The sequence below is a fragment of the Persicobacter psychrovividus genome (assembly GCF_036492425.1).
Taxonomy (GTDB): domain Bacteria; phylum Bacteroidota; class Bacteroidia; order Cytophagales; family Cyclobacteriaceae; genus Persicobacter; species Persicobacter psychrovividus.
In genome coordinates, this window is sequence record NZ_AP025292.1 from 2,479,823 (window position 1) to 2,498,603 (window position 18,781).

General features: G+C 42.7%; 11 protein-coding genes. 3 read left to right on the forward strand and 8 right to left on the reverse strand.

Annotation, left to right across the window (positions count from 1 at the left end; translation table 11 throughout):
* Nucleotides 1–43: 43 nt before the first annotated feature.
* The 6 genes from AABK40_RS10595 to AABK40_RS10620 form a co-directional block, all read right to left on the reverse strand.
* The gene (locus tag AABK40_RS10595; RefSeq protein WP_338397020.1) at nt 44–4,330 is read right to left on the reverse strand and encodes a BspA family leucine-rich repeat surface protein; all 4,287 of its coding nucleotides are present in this window, start codon (nt 4,328–4,330) and stop codon (nt 44–46) included.
* Nucleotides 4,331–4,538: 208 nt separating this feature from the next.
* Nucleotides 4,539–5,936 (reverse strand): group II intron reverse transcriptase/maturase, encoded by a 1,398-nt coding sequence (gene ltrA, locus AABK40_RS10600; protein WP_338397021.1) that lies wholly within the window; start codon nt 5,934–5,936, stop codon nt 4,539–4,541.
* A 464-nt stretch (nt 5,937–6,400) separates the two neighbouring features.
* Nucleotides 6,401–7,420, reverse strand: coding sequence for a UDP-N-acetylmuramate dehydrogenase (murB, locus tag AABK40_RS10605; RefSeq protein WP_338397022.1), 1,020 nt, complete (start codon nt 7,418–7,420; stop codon nt 6,401–6,403).
* Between the two features lie 847 nt (nt 7,421–8,267).
* On the reverse strand, nt 8,268–9,404 hold the full coding sequence (gene dprA, locus AABK40_RS10610) for a DNA-processing protein DprA (protein ID WP_338397023.1): 1,137 nt from the start codon (nt 9,402–9,404) through the stop codon (nt 8,268–8,270).
* Nucleotides 9,382–9,717: a MerR family transcriptional regulator gene (locus AABK40_RS10615; RefSeq protein WP_332919970.1), complete on the reverse strand. Its 336-nt coding sequence runs from the start codon at nt 9,715–9,717 to the stop codon at nt 9,382–9,384. Before AABK40_RS10615 ends, dprA begins: the two co-directional genes overlap by 23 nt.
* Nucleotides 9,718–9,953: 236 nt before the next feature.
* A complete protein-coding gene (locus AABK40_RS10620) occupies nt 9,954–10,931 on the reverse strand; it encodes a M23 family metallopeptidase (RefSeq protein WP_338397024.1) in 978 nt (325 codons plus the stop codon).
* A gap of 173 nt (nt 10,932–11,104) precedes the next feature.
* Between AABK40_RS10620 and alaS the strand changes: the two genes are divergently transcribed.
* A complete protein-coding gene (alaS, locus tag AABK40_RS10625) occupies nt 11,105–13,729 on the forward strand; it encodes an alanine--tRNA ligase (RefSeq protein WP_338397025.1) in 2,625 nt (874 codons plus the stop codon).
* A gap of 400 nt (nt 13,730–14,129) precedes the next feature.
* A complete protein-coding gene (locus tag AABK40_RS10630) occupies nt 14,130–14,936 on the forward strand; it encodes a DUF2262 domain-containing protein (RefSeq protein ID WP_338397026.1) in 807 nt (268 codons plus the stop codon).
* 296 nt (nt 14,937–15,232) lie between these two features.
* On the opposite strand, the gene AABK40_RS10635 is transcribed toward AABK40_RS10630, so the two are convergent.
* The gene (locus AABK40_RS10635) at nt 15,233–16,822 is read right to left on the reverse strand and encodes an ATP-binding protein (protein ID WP_338397027.1); all 1,590 of its coding nucleotides are present in this window, start codon (nt 16,820–16,822) and stop codon (nt 15,233–15,235) included.
* Between the two features lie 174 nt (nt 16,823–16,996).
* On the opposite strand from AABK40_RS10635, the gene AABK40_RS10640 reads away from it, so the two are divergent.
* Nucleotides 16,997–18,115 carry a redoxin domain-containing protein gene (locus AABK40_RS10640; protein WP_338397028.1) on the forward strand — a complete coding sequence of 373 codons (1,119 nt, stop codon included), beginning with the start codon at nt 16,997–16,999 and terminating at the stop codon, nt 18,113–18,115.
* Nucleotides 18,116–18,199: 84 nt separating this feature from the next.
* On the opposite strand, the gene AABK40_RS10645 is transcribed toward AABK40_RS10640, so the two are convergent.
* A complete protein-coding gene (locus tag AABK40_RS10645) occupies nt 18,200–18,757 on the reverse strand; it encodes a YfiT family bacillithiol transferase (protein ID WP_338397029.1) in 558 nt (185 codons plus the stop codon).
* Nucleotides 18,758–18,781 lie beyond the last annotated feature (24 nt).

Sequence of the window (18,781 nt, forward strand, 5' to 3'; positions counted from 1 at the left end):
ACATATTGAACGTTAGCACGCCGCATGCGGTGCACCTACCGTCTTATTCTTTCAATAATTTCTCGACCACCTGTCCGTCCAACATCACCTGATACAAACCGGTTCCCAATGGACTGACATCAACCGTTGGGGTATTTGGTGCAACCACTGTTTTCAAAACAATGCGTCCCATCGCATCAACGAACTGAACCGTTGCTTGCTTGCTCAGCCCTTCGAAATGCAGATTCTCCCGAACTGGGTTTGGATAAACACGAATGCCCGCCTGCTGATCATTCGACAAAATACGGGTAAAGATCGCCGTGATTTCATGGTCTGCCTCCACTGCCTCGAAGGTGTAGGTTTCTACCGCACCAACGGATTCGCCATCGACTAAGACGTCTTCGATAAGGTGGTATTTATCCGTTGAGATCGTGAAAGTTTGATCTTCGCCATAACTGACTGTGGTGGTTTCTGGGGAGATGGAGCCGTTTTCTACTTGAACCACTGTTAGGGTATAAACCACAGGTTCTACCACCGCTTCAACATGCAGATTATTTTCCTGAACATCCTTCAACACAAAGGTATTAGAGGTTTCTGTCTGAATCATGTCATTGACCATCCAATGTTTCAGTTGGTAACCAGCTTCGATCTCCAAAGTGAAAGTTTGATTTTCACCATGGAAAACAGACACGGTCTCAGGGGAAATGGTTGCCCCCTCATTCACGCTTGCCGTTACCTCATAAGCCTTGCGCGTTAATAAAGCACTTACTTGATGTTCAGATTTTATATCTCTTAAAGTATAAACCAAACTGTTTACTTTTACCGACTCACCGTCTACCGTCCAATAATCTACTGAATAACCATCTTCCAGGGACAGTTCAAAGGTTTGATCCATACCATGTGCTACTTCAATGGTTGCCGGTGAAATCGCAGCTCCTTCTACCTGAACAACGGTTATTGGATATTTGATCAATTCAAGGACAACTTCAATAACCAAGTCTTCTTTTACCCCTTGAATAAGCTTGTTGGTTTCTTTGGTATTTTCAACCACCCCATTGACAACCCACTGATTGACTTCATACCCCTCATTCAAGCTTACTGAAATCTCAAAATCCTGACCGTGGATAAGTTCATCATCACGGTAGGACAGGGAACCACCAGCATCATTATTTACAGAAGCATTGACCTTGTACTTCTTCTGTTGTGTTGTTGCGTGTACATGATGTTCACCGCTTACCAACAAATCAAATGTATTGCCCGCCGCACCTTCTTGAGTAACATCATCTACGGTCCAACGAATCACTTCATAATCCTCTCTTGGTGTAACAGTAAAGCGTTGTGTTGCCCCATAACCCACCATGATCTCTTCTGGAGAAATCGTTGCATTAATACCTGCAGAAGCGGTAATGTTATAAGCAATCGGTTTTACTTTCGCCTCGATATTCATCGCATCAAAAGCAGTAATACGCAATGTGCTTGATGTTTCTGACTGCAATTCATCATTAATATACCAGCCATCCAACTCATAGCCTGTTTCAATAGTTAGTTCGAAATCTTGACTTGCACCATGTTCCAAGGTTACCGTCGTTGGATTGATACTTGCTTGATCTGGCTCAGATACAGATGCCGATATTGGATAAGTTTTCAACTTGACCGTAGCCGAAACTCTATGCGCCTGAGTTACGCTCAAAATGGTCAAAACATTCGATGGTTCATCGACTACCACATTATCGATTGTCCATTCATCCAATTCATAGCCTTCTACTGGCTCCAAGGTGAAGTTCACTGAAGTGCCATGAGGAACTGAAGTCGTTGATGCGGAAATAACCCCATTTTCCAAAGGTAGCAACGTCATTGGATATTCAATGATTTTTGCTTTAGCCTCCACTGTTTGAGCCTTCGTCACATTACTTAATGTTAAGGTATTGGAAGTCTCTTCCTGAATTTGGCCATCAACCTTCCAATAATCCAACTCATAGCCGGGATCGAAAGTCAAAGTAAAGCTCGCCTCATCCCCATGCGTAACTATTGTGGATTCAGGGGTAATCGTTGCTCCTTTTTCGCCTATTGGTCCGTCTGCTACTGATGCGGTTAGTTCGTAGGTTTTCAATGTAAAGCTGACATTGACATTTATATCTTCCTGAATGTTCGCGAACTCCAACTTCATATTGTCCTTCACATCAACAATATGACCATCAACCTCGCAAGATTCCAACACATAGTTTTGATTTGGTTGAATCACGAAACTTAAATCAACACTATCAAAAGCATAAAAGGCATCCCCAGTTACTTTCCCATTACCATTTATGGAAACCTTTACCTGATTTACATCCTTTTGGAAGAACGGGCGAATTAATCCTTCACTCGTCTTACCCATTGCCCAAACACCCTCAAAATCCCAGTTGGTAAAATTGGACTGATCTTCAAAATCAGCCGTCAAGAGCCCGACCGAATGCTCCGAACCATCCGATTGCATTCCCGTGGTTTGTTTATCCCAAAAAACACCCGCAACATTACTGTTGGTTACCTCTCCAATTGCACCACTTAAAACTTGTCCATAATTTGGTATAAGGAGCCCTATTGCGTAGGCATTGCTAATTTGAGCGTCTTCAACAAATCCTGCAAGTCCGCCAATCTGGTCAATATGGTCACCTGGGTATTTACTTTCTATCTGAACACTCGAATGCCCATTTTCTAACTTTGTATTCTTCAACCAACCGACAAGCCCTCCAATATAATTATATCCCGGTATGGTTCCTGCCGACTGACAAAGACGTATAGTCCCTCCATCCACTGCCTCACCAACAACCCCTCCAACCTTTTTAGGTACGCCTATCATTTCGACCGTTGCTGCGCAAAGACTTATATTGGACCCATCACCTAAATAACCAACCACACCACCTAACGTCTCCTTTGCCAAATATCTTCCCTGAACATGAACATTTTCAATTTCACTCCTAATTGCGGAGGCGATCAAACCGACTTTTTTATCAGCATAAACTTCATAATGGTCAACGGCTAAATTTTTCACCGTCGCATCTTCTATTTCACCAAACAAGCCATAGTTTATGCCATATCTGTCATCGAGCCTCAAATAAGAAATCTTAAAATTTTGTCCGTCAAAAACGCCTGTAAAACTCAACCCCTCACGACCAATCGGCAAAAAACCTTTCCCCTCGTTCCATTCTTTACACTCAAAGGCATCTATATCAGCAGACAATAAATAGTGATTATGCTCCCCCTGCCATCGATCAGCGGCTGAGGTTCCTTCCTCTATTCCCTCAGACAACCACCTCAGTTCAGCTAAATTTGATATAACATAGGGGTTTTCGGACGTACCTTCTCCCTCCGGCAGTTGAGGAGCTGTTTCTACTACCCCAGAACAATTTCTCCCATTATCAGAAATTACCCATCCTTTTTCGATCAATATACGCCGACCTTCAACCGCCTCAGGCGAGCAATAAGTGGTGGATAATTCAAGTCTGAGCCCAGAACGCACGTCTAATTGGCTCCAATTTTTCAGAATTTTTTCATAAAGGTCCCGATTAAAATTAGGGTACCGTAACAAATCATCCATCAAGTACACATTACTAATATCCCATGTGCTCAAATCCCCAGAAAAGATCAGCGCACCACTGAACACATAACGCATATACCGCACATTACTGACGTCCCATGCGCTTAAATTCCCATTGAACGCTCTTGCATGTTGAAACATAAAATCTATGGTTGCCACATTACCAACATCCCAGCTACTTAAATCTCCATTAAACGATGCGGCAATTGCAAACAAATAGGACATATCCTGCACATTGCTGACATCCCAGGAACTCAAATTTCCATTGAAATTAACTGCTCTGTAAAACATTCCCTGCATGCTACTAACAAAGCTCAAATTGGGACTTTCTTCTGGCATATCTGTTATTGCGGATGCTTCCGCAAACATATATTCCGTACTGTACCACTGGTTACTTCCCCACTGAACGACCTCGGATACTTTTGAAGCGTTGTCCTTTTGAGTTTGATTAGGATTATTATTAAATGTCGAAAATGTAACTGAAGGCAACTTCCCACTCATGCTTACCTGATACTCTCCTGCCTCCGCATAAGTATGACTTACCTGTTCCTCTGAACTGCTTCCTCCTGTTGTCGTATTGCCATCCCCCCAATCAATGGTATAATCACTGGCTCCGGAATCATTGACTCCTCCCCTGATAAGTACATAAAAATCCTTACTGTCATCCGGAATATCGACAGTAATAATAAAAGGGCGTTCTTCATCGGCATGAGCCTGTTGTGATGCAAATACCTGAACGCCCAATAAGCCTAATAATAAAAATAGAAATCTCATATAGGTTGAGTTGAATTTAGAAATTGGAGCAAAAGTATACATTTACCTAAAGAACAAACTCCACTTTTTAACTCCCAACCCTCTTGAATTATCCCGTTTGAAAAATCAACATAATAGGGTAGATGGCTGGTGAAAGAAAATTTCCTCTTTCACCAGTGCACCTCCCACACCACCCTGCGTACGGATCCGTACAGGGCGGTTCTTTAATTCAGTGTACAGAGAGATAGTATGTCTTTAGAGAGACGTAGCCTTGTTCTCGAAGCACTTCATCAGTCAGGGTTTTGTGTAATACAGGGCTCTTTGCGATCCGCCAATGTCCTTTTCTTGTGTTGGCGTGTTCCCAGGCTTTCGATGTATCGGCACCCAGTCGCTTTAGTTCCTTGAACCGTGTTCTTACCCGCTTCCAATTCTTCCAAGTAAATGCCCGAATTCGTCGGCGTAACCACTCGTCGAGTCGTTGCATGATGGTTTTCATCTCGGCAAATTTGTAGTAATTGATCCACCCTTTTATCGTTTGAGATAGCAGGGTTTTCCGCCTTTGATAGCCCAGACCATTACTTTTATTGGTGATAGCACGCATTTTATCCTTTAGCCGATTGATACTTTTGGCTTGAACTCGAAAACGTGCTTTTCCCTTCCACATGTAGAAGGAGTATCCCAAAAATTTGATTTGCCGTCTTGGTACTACCTGCGTTTTCTCCTTGTTTACCCTCAAATACAGCCTACCTTCAATAAATCGGGTAACTGTTCTTTTGAGTCGTTCCGCTCCTTTTCTACCTTTACTAAAGATAATCATATCATCAGCATAGCGCACGAATCGGTGTCCCCGCTTGGTCAGTTCTTGATCCAACACATTAAGCATTACATTGCTCAATAATGGGCTCAATGGTCCACCCTGCGGTACGCCGTCGGTGCTTGCTTCAAATTTATGACCGATCACAACACCTGCATTCAAATATTTGTGAATGAGTGAAATCACCGATCCTTCCTTGATTTGTTCTGACAGTAAAGTGATAAGATAACTATGATTTACCGTGTCAAAGAACTTCTCCATATCTAAGTCCACCGCATAGCGATAGCCTTCTGATAAAATCTCTTGGCTTTGAAGTAATGCCTGATGCTGACTGCGACCAGGACGAAATCCATAGCTATGAGGTGAAAATTCCTTTTCGTAAATCGGAACTAAAACTTGGCTGATCGCCTGTTGTACCCAACGATCCACTACCGTTGGTATCCCCAAAGGGCGTGTCTTCCCATTGTCCTTCGGTATTTCTACACGTCGGACTGGGTTCGGGCGGTAGTTCCCTTGACGTATGGACTGCACAATCTCCCTTCCATGAATTTGCAGATATGACGCCAAAGCGCCGACCTTCATTCCATCAATTCCATGGCTCCCTTTGTTCTTGACCACTCGCTGATAAGCTCGGTTCAAATTATAAGGGCACAAGATTTTGTCTAACAATCCTTCCTTTCTCTGTGTAACTGTGAAATCATCCGCTTCAGTTATCCAAACAAAAGTCGGCACTCGTTCGGCTTTCCCCTGTTCCGCAGGTGCTTTTCCGAACAAGCTACTATTTCTTTGTACTTTCTGCTTTCTACCTTTCATTCGGTAACTTTCTGTAATGATTTCTAATTAAAGTTCAGTCCTTCGCCGTCGGTCTCGGCTACTATGACTTCGGCTGACTTCTCGCAGTAAACCTTTTTCGAACGTGTCCTTTACTATTAGTAGACACCCCTGCGAGATCTCCCGCGGTAAGACGATTAACTTTCTCCCCATCTACCTGCACCATTTACAGCATTGCCTTCCGAGTAGTTTTGGACTTTACTTTGTTATGCAAGCTTATCCAAACAATACTGCCTCATGATGTTCGTGTCCCTCAGGCCAGAGATTTGCATACGGCTTCCTTCAGATTATACCTCACGGTATACACCCTTGCCTTCTGCTATGTGGTTGGCACTACTAACCCCCACTACGGACTTGCACCGATTAGTTAATCGCCATGCACGGCGCACATAAAAAAGTCCAAGCCTTTATTAGACTTGGACTTCATTGTATTATTAAGAGAAAAATCAACCAATAATATTCACTTCTGGCTGAATCTCCACCCCGAACTTTTCCATCACTGAGGCTTGAATTTCTTTCGCCAGATCAATAATCGCCTGACCGTTGTTTCCGCCGAAGTTCACCAAGACCAATGCCTGCTTTTCGTGTACGCCAACATTCCCTTTTCGGTAGCCTTTCCATCCTGCTTGGTCGATCAAAAAACCTGCGGGGATTTTCACAAAACCTTTTCCTGCAGGGTAACCGGACAATCGTGGAAACTCTTCTTTGAGGTCAAGGTATTGATCTTCTTCAATGACAGGATTTTTGAAGAAGCTTCCGCCGTTGCCGATTTCTTTGGGATCGGGCAATTTGGACTGACGGATCTCAATCACGGCATCGCTGACGGCCTTTGGGGTGATTTCGGTAATGCCTTTTTCTTCCAAGACCTGCTGAATCGCTCCATAGGAAACATTGATTTGTGCGGATTTATTCAGCTTCAGACAAACCGAGGTAATGATGAATTTGCCTTTGCCTGCTCTTTTGAAGAAGGAATCACGATAGCCAAAAGCACATTCTTCATGCGTAAAGGTTTTCAGCTTGCCGGTTGCCACCTCAACAGCCTCCAAAGATTCAAAAACATCTTTGAGCTCCATGCCGTAGGCTCCAATATTCTGTATCGGTGATGCTCCCACAGAACCTGGGATCAAGGACATATTTTCCATGCCAAACCAACCGTTTGCCAAAGTATGCAAAACCACTTCATGCCATACCTCTCCTGCGCCTACTTTCAGGAACACATTACTTTCATCTTCCTTTACCAACTCTATGCCTTTGATTTGATTCAAGATGATTAATCCATCATAAGGCTTGGTGAACAACACATTGCTTCCACCGCCGAGCATCATCCACGGATTCTGCTGAAAAATATCCGAGGCCAACACCTCTTTCAGTTCCTCCACAGAGGTTATGGATGTGAAATATTTGGCTGTTTCAGACACCCCGAAAGTGTTCAAGCCCGCAAGCGAATGGTTTTCCTGAATTTTCATGCTGTAAATGTTATGGCTTGCAAGTTAAGGAACAGGAATGAGAATTAATACCATGAGGGGAAAGGATTGTGGCTTGTCAGTTGGAAGGGCTAAATTGTAGTGTTTTGACCATGATTACCTTGATTTACAGGATTGCCTTGATTTTTTTATTCAGGTCAATCTTGTAAAGGCATAATTCATTATGTCTCACCCTATGGTTTTCGATGATAATGTAGAAGGGTTGTTGCATAACCATAATCTGATTTTACACCACGAAATTTTATTTGGCCACTGTATGGGCTGACCCAATGTCATTAAGTTAAGCGCATTATCCTGTAGAGACGTTATTTTTAACGTCTAATTCAATGGTGATTTTATAGGTTTCCTCTTAGATTTATTCAAATCGTTACGTGAGTCGTTAAGAATAACGCCTCTACGAGCATTTCAAATTTAGACCTGTGTCCCTCAAAATCCTTAACTTAATGACATTGTGGGCTGACCTATGTGTCTGCCCGAATCATCATCTATTTTGGGTGGTTTGGATACACACGCAGGTGCATCCGTACAGCTCACGAAATAATATTTTGCACTAAATTCAAAGAACCAAACCGTGCGACAGCCTCTTAGCGAAGCGAAAGATAAAGGTCATGGTTAATTGATTTTTTATTAAAGCTAACCCATGCTATCACGAGAGAGACGCTCGCGATAGCCTAAAATTGTTAAGTGAGTCGTTAAGAATAACGCCTCTACAAGCATTTCAAATTCAAGTCTGTGTAAATAAAAATCATGGAAATCAAGGTCCCTTAACACGCTATTTTGGTACCTCACGGTACGGACGTTGCATGCAACGTCCCTACATAACCATAAATCACCGCCGCAACACCACCTGATTACCTGGCAGGTTTTGCACAATAGACTGCAACTCCAGGCTCAGCAAGGTCGAAAGCAACTGATTGTCCTCCATCTCCATTCCTGCCAAAAGTTCATCACGGTGAATGGGTTGCCCGTATTTTTGAAGAAAAGTAACCACGGCCATCTCCTCATTGCTCAAAAATTCTTCAAACTTCTTGCTTACTGCGTCTTGTTCATCTGTTGGCAATTGCCAATTCAGCAAGCTGACCAAATCCTCGGGAGTCGTCATAAGGTGTGCTCTTTGCTGTTTGACCAGGTTATTGCAACCTTCACTATATTTGGAATGATAGGGCCCACCGAGTGCCAAAACCTCCCGATTGTAATCATTGGCAAGTTCAGCCGTAATCAGGGCGCCACCAGAAGCCATGGCTTCAATGACCACCACAGCATCGCAGAGGCCAGCGATAATCCGGTTTCGGGCAGGAAAAAGCATGGCATCGGGGGAGGTATCCAAGGGGGATTCTGTGATCAGGGCACCACCACATTTCACCATTTCTACGGCGGTATTGCGGTGTTTTTGCGGATAAATAATGTTCATTCCACTGGCCATAACTCCGATGGTGGGCAGCGCTGTAGCGAGTGCTCTTTTATGTGCATGGATATCAATACCGTAGGCAAGCCCAGAGACGATGGTGGGCTGATAGGGCTTGAGGTAATCTATAAAATCAGTGAGAAAATCAAGTCCGTAAGCGGTAGCACGCCTTGTACCCACCACTGCAATACTCCGGTGCGGATTCAGGTCGGCCTCCCCATATACATAAATGACGGGCGGCGCATCGGCAATTTGTTTGAGTCGGAAGGGATAAGCGGGATCCTGCAATGAAAGCAAACGGATACCCAGCAGGCTGCAACGATCGATTTGCTGTTGTGCGGCATCAAAAAACAGGGTCGGGTTTTTCAGGTGTGCCGATAATTTAGCGCCCACCCCTTTAACTTTCTGAAGTTCACCTGGAGGAACATCCCATACCGCTTGTGCCGAGCCAAAATGGGCGATCAGTGAACGAAAAATATGCGCTCCGACGCCTGGTACCATGCCCAGGGCGATAGCGCCTAAAAGGAATTGTTTTTCCTTAGAGCTGTGTTTTGAGGTCAATGAGGAAAGATTTTAGTGAGCGAAGAGATTCTACTATCTCCAACTTATCTTTAACCTCTTTGGAATTGTTTTTCAGGTAATCTTTGGCACCTTGTAAGGTATAGCCCTTTTCTTTCACCAAATGGTAAATCACTTTCACATTGGCAATATCCTCACGCGTAAACTGACGGTTACCATTGCGGTTTTTCTTCGGGCGGATCAATCCAAATTCCCCCTCCCAGAAGCGAATCAATGAAGTGGAAACCTGCAACATTTCCGCTACCTCGCCAATTGTAAAGTATTTTTTTAGTATTTCTTTCTCTTTGTACGGCACAGTTCAAAGGCTTAAAGTGTTCATTTCCTCCCAAGTACTCTTTCTTAAATATCGCATAAATTTAAAAGAAATAAAGCACTTACTCTAAAAGACTTCAAAAAAATAGCGACAGGTTTTCTCCCGAATCCACGGACGAAGGTCGGCAGATTCGCGAAAAACCAATCGCTAATATTGATCTCAGTGCCTCAAAACGGTTTTTTCAAACGCTCGAGCAAAAAGACGAAATTTTGTTTTATTTATGACAATGACTGATTTTCTACCGATGCCAGGCGCAATAACTCCTCATATTCCTCAGGCGTAATCCCCTGGTACAAATAATTAATTGGATTGACCGGGCGGTCATTTTTACGGACTTCATAATGGCAATGCGGTGCAGTCGAAGAGCCCGTGTTCCCCACGTAGCCGATCAAATCCCCACGCTTCACTTTTGCACCACGCTTAACCGCAAAATCCTGCATATGCGCATAAAGTGTTTTATAGCCATAACCGTGGTCAATCACAACATGCTTACCGTAACCACTGAAATCCGTTTTGGTCTTCACCACCTTGCCGGCCCCGGTAGCGTAAATTGGCGTTCCTTTGGGTGCCGAAAAATCAATCCCAGTATGTAATCTTCGGATTTTATGAATCGGGTGAATACGATAACCGTAACCGGAAGCCAAACGCTTCAGGTCTTTATTACTCAAAGGCTGAATAGCAGGCAATGATGCCCACAGTTTTTCTTTGTTTCGGGCCAGGCTCAAAATTTCATCGTAGGATTTAGACTGCACATACAGGCGTTTGCGCAGCGCGTCCACTTTTTTGTAAGTATCCAATACCAGGGATTCACTTTTCAGCCCTCGCTCCAGCAGGTCAGCATACCGATAACTGCCGCCAACACCCCCTTGCCGTACTTCGAGAGGAATAGGCTCTGCCTCATAAATTACCCGATAAATATTTGCATCCCGCTCCTCCAGATAGCCCAGCATCTTCACCGCATTATCGACCTTGCCTTTAAGCAGGTCATAATGATACTGAAGCTCTTTATTTTCCTTCTTGAGTATCGCTTCCTTCGGGGAGTCAAACCAAATACCGAAAATCACTAAAATAACGATTGCACAGCAAATACTGCCGGTCAGGAACCCCAAATAGTTCATTAACCGCATACGTTTAGATATGGTAATCCTTTCGTATCTGCACGTTTCTGTATCGTAGTAATATTTTATCTTGGCCATCTGTTGAGTATGTATTCTAAAATTCTGCTATTTTTGTGAATTAAATGTTCGTTCACATCATTTGATGCATTACTTTTGCAGAAGTGATCAAAATCGACATAGCAAGTTATGTAAAGGTACAGCTAAAACATAACTTTCAAAATTAGCAATTCAAATTTTAGTTATTCAGATACATGGATTCCAAGCAAATAAGACAGAAATTTTTGGAGTTTTTTGAGGAAAAAACACACCAAGTAGTGTCCTCTGCGCCAATGGTAGTCAAAGACGACCCTACCTTGATGTTCACCAATGCCGGAATGAATCAATTTAAAGATATCTTCTTAGGTAATAAAACGGTAGATTATAAACGAGCCGCAGATACTCAAAAGTGCATGAGGGTTTCTGGCAAGCACAATGACTTGGAAGAGGTGGGGATTGATACCTATCACCACACCATGTTTGAGATGCTGGGTAACTGGTCTTTTGGTGATTATTTCAAAAAAGAAGCCATCGCTTGGGCGTGGGAACTTTTGACGGATGTTTATCAGTTGCCAAAAGAGCGTTTGTATGTAACGATCTTCGAAGGGGACGAAAAAGAAGGATTGGCACGCGATACGGAGGCTTATGATTTCTGGAAAGCGTTGATCGCTGAGGACCGTATTCTGAACGGTAACAAGAAGGACAACTTCTGGGAAATGGGTGAGCAAGGTCCTTGTGGTCCATGTTCGGAAATCCACATTGACTTGCGTTCGGATGAGGAGATCGCCAAAGTTGCGGGTAAGGATTTGGTGAATGAAGACCACCCACAGGTTGTTGAAATCTGGAACTTGGTATTCATGCAGTTCAACCGCATGGCGGATGGTAGCCTGATCAAGTTGCCTGCGCAACATGTCGATACGGGTATGGGCTTTGAGCGTTTATGTATGGCGCTTCAGGGCAAAACATCAAACTACGATACAGATGTTTTCCAACCAATGATCCAATTCTTGGCACAGAAGTCAGGCGTTGAGTATGGTAAAGAAGAGAAGATTGACATCGCTTTGCGTGTGATTGTCGATCACGTTCGTGCGGTATCATTTGCGATTGCCGACGGTCAGTTGCCATCAAACAACAAGGCAGGATATGTGATCCGTCGTATTTTGCGTCGTGCGGTACGTTACGGTTATACTTTCTTGGACTTCAAACAGCCATTCATCAACACGCTTGTGCCATTATTGTGTGAGCAATTTGACGGTGTGTTCCCTGAGTTGATCGCTCAGCAGGACTTCATCATCAAGGTGATCATGGAAGAGGAATCGGCTTTCTTGCGTACGTTGGAAACAGGTTTGCGCAAAATCGACGGCTTGAGCGAAGAGTTGAAGGCTTCGAAAAAAGATACTTTGGACGGTAAGACTGTCTTTGAATTATATGATACTTTCGGTTTCCCTGTCGATTTGACGGCATTGATCGCCCGTGAGAACGGTCTGAACATTGACGAAAAAGGCTTCGAGGCGGAGATGAAGGTACAGAAAGATCGTTCGCGTAATGCGGCGAAAACAGAAACTTCGGATTGGACGGTTGTTCATGAGGGAGAAGATGTGAGCTTCATCGGCTACGATCATTTGGAAGCAACGACCAAAATCTTACGTTACCGTGAGGTGAAAGACAACAAGAAAAAGTCGATGTTCCAAGTGGTTTTGGAAACAACACCATTCTATGCAGAATCAGGTGGACAGGCTGGTGATGTTGGGTACATTGAGGCTGAAGGCAAAAAATACAGCATCATCGATACCAAGAAGGAAAATGAGTTATCTATTCACATCATGAAGGCACTTCCTGAAAATCCTTCGGCAGAATTTCATGCAGTGGTAAGCGCGAAAAAACGTCAGTTGTCGATGAACAACCACACGGCAACACACTTGTTGCACTCGGCATTGAAATCAGTTTTGGGTGATCACGTTCAGCAAAAAGGATCTTTTGTATCTGACAGCGTTTTGCGTTTTGACTTCTCTCATTTCTCAAAAATGACAGACGAGGAAATCGCTCAGGTGGAAGAAATCGTGAACCAAAAAATCCGTGAGAACATCTCTTTGGATGAGCGTCGTAACTTGCCAATCGCTGAAGCACAAGCTTTGGGCGCAACGGCATTGTTCGGTGAGAAATACGGTGATTTCGTTCGCGTGATTACTTTCGATCCTGCTTACTCTGTTGAGCTTTGTGGAGGTACACACGTATCGGCTACGGGTCAGATCGGTTTGTTCAAAATCACTGCTGAGTCTTCAGTAGCTGCGGGTGTTCGTCGTATCGAAGCCTTGACTGCTGACGGTGCGGAAGCTTATATGAACAAAGCATCGAACGAGTTGAAAGCGATCAAAGAAGCATTGAAAAATCCTAAGGATGCCATCAAAGCGATTGAAGCCTTGATGAACGAACGTGCTGCTTTGGCGAAAGAAATCGAAACATTGCACGCTGAAAAAGCACAGGCATTGAAAGGCGATTTGAAAGCTGCTGTTGAAGCCAAAGGCGACATCAACGTAGTGATCAAAAAAGTAAGCCTTCCTGCTGCGGATCAGTTGAAAAACCTTTGTTTCCAAATGAAAAACGAGATCGATAACCTGTTCATGGTATTGGCTGCCGACATCGCTGGCAAACCACAGGTAGCGGTAATGATCTCCGAAAACTTGGTAAAAGAAAAAGACCTGCACGCAGGCAAAATGGTGAAAGAATTAGCCAAAGCCATCAAAGGTGGTGGCGGTGGTCAGCCATTCTTCGCTACTGCAGGTGGTAAAGATATCACAGGATTGGATGCCGTGGTAGAGAACGCCAAAGCGTTGATCTAATCATCCATTCTTCTTTGAATTTTAAAGCGTCGCTTTCCTCGGAAGGTGGCGCTTTTTTTGTATCCTACATAATTGAGCCATCCTGTAAAGGCGAAATTCATTACGTCTCACCTATTGTGGATCCGTCCCCTGTTTCTTTTTACCACAGCTGAAGCAGTGGCCTAACAGAGTAAAACCTGCTGAAGCAGGTTGGTATTTCATTTATGGATAATCCTGTAGAGGCGTAATGCTTTGCGTCTTGGCTAAGGCGAAAATTGACAACGATTCAAATAATTGAAATTTGTTCTGTTTGTTGGGTGATATAATTATATTAATGAAAATTATTTTTTTGAGATGTAGACTTGTTAACACATACTCAATATATTTATCACAGAATTTCACAATAACGTACAAGCAAAAAATGAAGAAAGAAGAATTAATTGGCGTATGGAAATTAAATGAATGTAGTGATGGTCAAAACAAAATGTTTACAACACAAACCCATTTAGTTGTTAAAGATGATATTTTATGGAAAGTTCATCCTGAAACCGTTTATTATGAAAACAAGCCTGGACCCGATGTAAAATATGATTTTGAAGAAGGAAATTTAAATTCTCATGGAAAGCTTAGTTTAGAGAATGGTTATAAATACCTTGTAAAAAAAATTGGGGATACCCTTTATCTAAAACTTGGAAATATTTATGGTCATTTCCCGAAAGACTTTGAGGATAAAGGAAACATAGAGAAGTACCAATTGGAGATAGAGGAAGTTGCTAAAGTTATAGGCATTCTACCTAAAAAAGTAAAAGAACAAGAGTTTAAAATAAGCGGTTTGGGCACTTTAAAATTTGATAGTAACCTGGACTGGTGGACAGGTAATGCTAAATTTCAAGATAATGAGATCACTCTGAATATCTATGCATATGAAGAGAATAAACTTAAGCCTATGGACGATATAAAAGGACGGCTTAAAGGACTTGAAAAACTCTCTTTTGAGCAAATAGCAGCAAACAACTTATTATCATTATTTAATGGCTCATGGAACGGAAATAATCCTGACATTACACAAGGGGAGTTTGCTTCAAGGGTAAAATTAGAGGCCATTACTTTTGAAACAGGTGGAGAGGTATCAATCTGGCTCGAGGATGGGGGAATTTTCGGAGGTCATTCAATAACTATTTCTTTAGATGGTGAAAATAATGTTATTGATGTTGAAATGATGGGTTAAAAATTACAAATCGAGAAAAGATAAAAATGTAAATCCAATATAGATGTAGACGAAAGAACCCATAACGTGAGACGTAATTAACTACGCCTAAACAGGATATCAATAGCTATCACGAGAGCGACTCTCGCGATAGGATGAATAATTGGTACTTCCCAACACCCACCAAACCAACCCACTTCAGTGGGTTTGACGCTGTTAGGCCAAGGTTTCAACCTTGGTGAAAATATGTAGGTCAAGGCTTTATTCTGATAAAATAATGATTGGGTCGTAGACGGGAGCCTACGACCCGCGCTTAATTAAATAGTATCATCCACCTCAAACCAATCCAAATTACGCTCGGCTTCATTGAAGTGCATACCGATCAGAATGATCTTTCGACCATCATTCAAGTAGGGCGCATAGTACTTTTTCTCATGGATTTGCTGAATGGCTTCGCCTTTCTCTTTGCCTTCGGGCTTTGGTGCATTCACCTTGAATTCGACTACATAAATGTGCGTTGGGGTTTCCATCACCAAGTCAATACGTCCGTGAGAGGTCGCTTCTTCGGTGTGGGTTTTCAAGCCTAAAGCCATCAAATAAACATACATCACCGAGGCGTAATAGCCTTCAAACTTATCGATGTTGTTTTGCACATAATTGTTGTAAGGGATGGCTGAAAACATCGCCCTGATTGCTTTTTCGAAATCACCCAATTGATGATCATAAATAGCATCAAATGCCTTATAATTTTGGTGCTGACTGCTTTGACGGAGTCCTGTCAGATCCATCAGGAAGAGTCTGTTCAGCGATACCTGGATTTCATTATTGGGGATCGCCATTCGGTAGCGATAACCACGCATTGGTATTTTGATGCGCTCAGCAATGGTCAGATAGCCCGCTTGCCACAACAAAGAAACCAAGTTCAGGTTGTTCAAATCAAACTGTTTTAACTCCTCCGAAGGCAAAACCAAATTGCTCAATTGGTAGGGCGTGACCTCCCCTTTCGAAAAGATTTTGGTGATGAAAGCAGGCTGACCTGAGTCCCACCAATAATTATCAAAATCAGCACCTCTGTCTAAAAACAATAATATATCAAAAGGATTATAAACCTTGTCCCCAAGGTAGTTATAGCCATTATACCAAGCTTTCACCTCCTCCATATCGACATTATCGAAATAATTACCAAAGCAGGTCTCCAATTCATTCTGAGTAAATCCACAAATTGAGGCATATCGACTATCCAGTGTAATATCATTGAAGTTATTCGCCCCACTGAATAGCCCCACACCAGTGAACTTGGTAATTCCCGTCATGAAACAGAAGCGAATGTATTGATCCGATGCTTTGATCGCCGAATAAAAACCCCGCAAAACATCTAAAGACTTAGAAGCTAATTGATCATCGCTGGACAGGGTATCCTGCACGGGTTTGTCATATTCGTCGATGAGGATTACAATTTTGCTTTCATATTTTTGGTGTAATTTTTCGATCAATTCACCAAATTTGGGCCCCAAACCTTTTTGTTTTAGGTCTTCGAATGGAATGTTATGCTTTAGGCAGGTTCTTAATAATGAATTCCCAAGTTGATCTTTTACTGACTCAAGATTCTCATAATTGATTCCACTCAGATCAATCCGAATCACAGGATAACTTTGCGACCAATCCCATTTATCATGAATATAAAGTCCCTCAAACAGTTCCTGCTTTCCTTCAAAAAGCGCTTCAAAGGTGGAGCAAAGCATGGATTTTCCGAAACGACGAGGACGTGACAAAAAGTAATAACCAATGCTAAGTTTGGCCATTTCATAAATATATTTTGTTTTATCCACGTACAAGAAGTCATCCTTAGGAAACCTAAGGCGCTCAAACGTCTGTATGCCGATCGGTAATGCTTGTCTTTGGCTCATGGGATTATCCATTTTTATATTCAAGTTTAAAGATACAGATTTTTTAGGAAAGAGACTTGAAAAGTAGTCGAGCTTATCTTTGCAGGATTTATTGCGGGATTTGCATAATCCGCCACTTCCCGTTATTTTACAAAAAAATAGAAATCAATCACTCCACCCTCATACCCCCTTATCATGAAAAAATATCTTTTTGGGCTCTCCATTCTTGCTTCTATCGGGTTTAGCGCCTGTAATTCTTCGGAACAAGCACAACAGGAAAATGCCAAACATACCGTTCACCTGAAGGGGAATATTCAAAAAGCTGAAGATGCCCAAGGTGCTGTGGTACTTTTGCAAGTGGAACCTGCAGGTAATCTGCGCGACACCATTCGGGTGGATGCCAATGGAAAATTTGATTATGAATTGAAGGACTTTGAGCCAGGATTTTATCGTCTGATGGTTTACAATCAGCTTCCTGTGATTTTAGCGATCAACAATAATGACCTTGAGATTAATGTTGATGCGGAGAACTCCAAGGTTACGGGCTCTCCTGAGGTTGAGGTGCAGCAAAAGATCAATTTACTCAATCAGCAAATTACCGACAGCGTGGCTGAAATTCAGATGAATTATGCCGAAGCGGCCAATAAAAAAGACCAGGCAGGAATGCAAATGGCCGAAGCGCAATTTACCAACTTGCAAGGGCAGTTGAATCAGCAAATAAAAAAAATTATTGAGGAGGCGCCAGTCAACCTAACTACCCTGAACATTTTAAAGGATGTGATTACCTATGATACTGATCCAGAATTTGTAGATGCACAGCTTGCTCGACTTAATAAGAAAATGCCTGGCCTGAAAATCGTCAAGCAATTTGAGATGCAGCTTGCGGCAACAAAAAAGCTTGCCATTGGTGCCGAAGCCCCCGAGGTCAGCCTCAAAGATCAGGAAGGAAAAACCATTAAGCTGTCCTCTTTGCGTGGTCAGGTGGTTTTGTTGGATTTTTGGGCTTCATGGTGTGGACCTTGCCGTAAGGAAAGCCCAAGCCTTGTGAAAGCCTATAAAAACTTCCACGATAAAGGATTTGAAATTTATGGCATCTCACTCGACCGCAACCCTGAAGCGTGGCAAAAAGCCAAGGCTGATGATCAGTTGCCAGGCGTGCAGGTGATCGGGATGGAAGATGGTAAAGCCGATGTAGCAGGTATCTATCAGATCACGGCTATTCCTGCATCTTTCCTTTTAGATAAAGAAGGGAAAATCATCGCCAAGAATTTAAGGGGCGAGGAATTGGAGAAGGCGTTGGAGAAGGCGTTGTAGGTTGAAATATTGGTCGTAGCGAAGGCGCCACGACCAAATAAGGGTAAAAACTGGTTGTAGTCTCCGTACTATGACCAGTTTTTTTTATAAATATGGCCTACCCCTTAGCTTCCCTTCAGCCTCAATTGCCAATCGAACATGAGCCAAATGATGGTTACAATGCCATGCATAAATCCCAATATTCTCCACCAAACTAAAGGACGTACCATGCTCGGGATGCACAAAGGTTCGATTCAACTCCTCTTGATTAAGGCTTTTCAACAACTTCACCCATTTCCGATGCAATGCCCTGAGCAAAAGCAAAGAATCCTCAATATTATCATCCAAACTATCTGATAGTTCTGCCCAACGATCTTCAAAATAGGGTCTAATCGCTGGCGCCTCTTCTGTTAATGCCAATTTGAACCGAATGAAGCTGTTCATATGAGAATCTGCACAATGATGAACTAATTGTTTGATGCTCCACCCTCCTGCTCTATAACACCAATTTAACTGATCAACTGATAAGTCCTTCACGACCTCTTGTAAGGTGGAAGAAAACTGTTCAATCGTCAAAATCCATTGTTCCAATTGTGCTGAAGTTGGGTGTTTTTCAGAAGGCATTTCCCCAATAGGGAATCGTAGGTTGATTGTAGAATTCATACTATTTGATTTTTTATCGCACAG

What these genes read in the sequence shown, in the direction of transcription:
- AABK40_RS10630 (WP_338397026.1), top strand. Translation starts at nt 14,130, where the DNA reads ATGAAGAAAGAAGAATTAATTGGCGTATGGAAATTAAATGAATGTAGT.
- AABK40_RS10640 (WP_338397028.1), top strand. Translation starts at nt 16,997, where the DNA reads ATGAAAAAATATCTTTTTGGGCTCTCCATTCTTGCTTCTATCGGGTTT.
- AABK40_RS10595 (WP_338397020.1), bottom strand. Translation starts at nt 4,330, where the DNA reads ATGAGATTTCTATTTTTATTATTAGGCTTATTGGGCGTTCAGGTATTT.
- alaS (WP_338397025.1), top strand. Translation starts at nt 11,105, where the DNA reads ATGGATTCCAAGCAAATAAGACAGAAATTTTTGGAGTTTTTTGAGGAA.
- AABK40_RS10645 (WP_338397029.1), bottom strand. Translation starts at nt 18,757, where the DNA reads ATGAATTCTACAATCAACCTACGATTCCCTATTGGGGAAATGCCTTCT.
- AABK40_RS10620 (WP_338397024.1), bottom strand. Translation starts at nt 10,931, where the DNA reads ATGGCCAAGATAAAATATTACTACGATACAGAAACGTGCAGATACGAA.
- ltrA (WP_338397021.1), bottom strand. Translation starts at nt 5,936, where the DNA reads ATGAAAGGTAGAAAGCAGAAAGTACAAAGAAATAGTAGCTTGTTCGGA.
- murB (WP_338397022.1), bottom strand. Translation starts at nt 7,420, where the DNA reads ATGAAAATTCAGGAAAACCATTCGCTTGCGGGCTTGAACACTTTCGGG.
- AABK40_RS10635 (WP_338397027.1), bottom strand. Translation starts at nt 16,822, where the DNA reads ATGAGCCAAAGACAAGCATTACCGATCGGCATACAGACGTTTGAGCGC.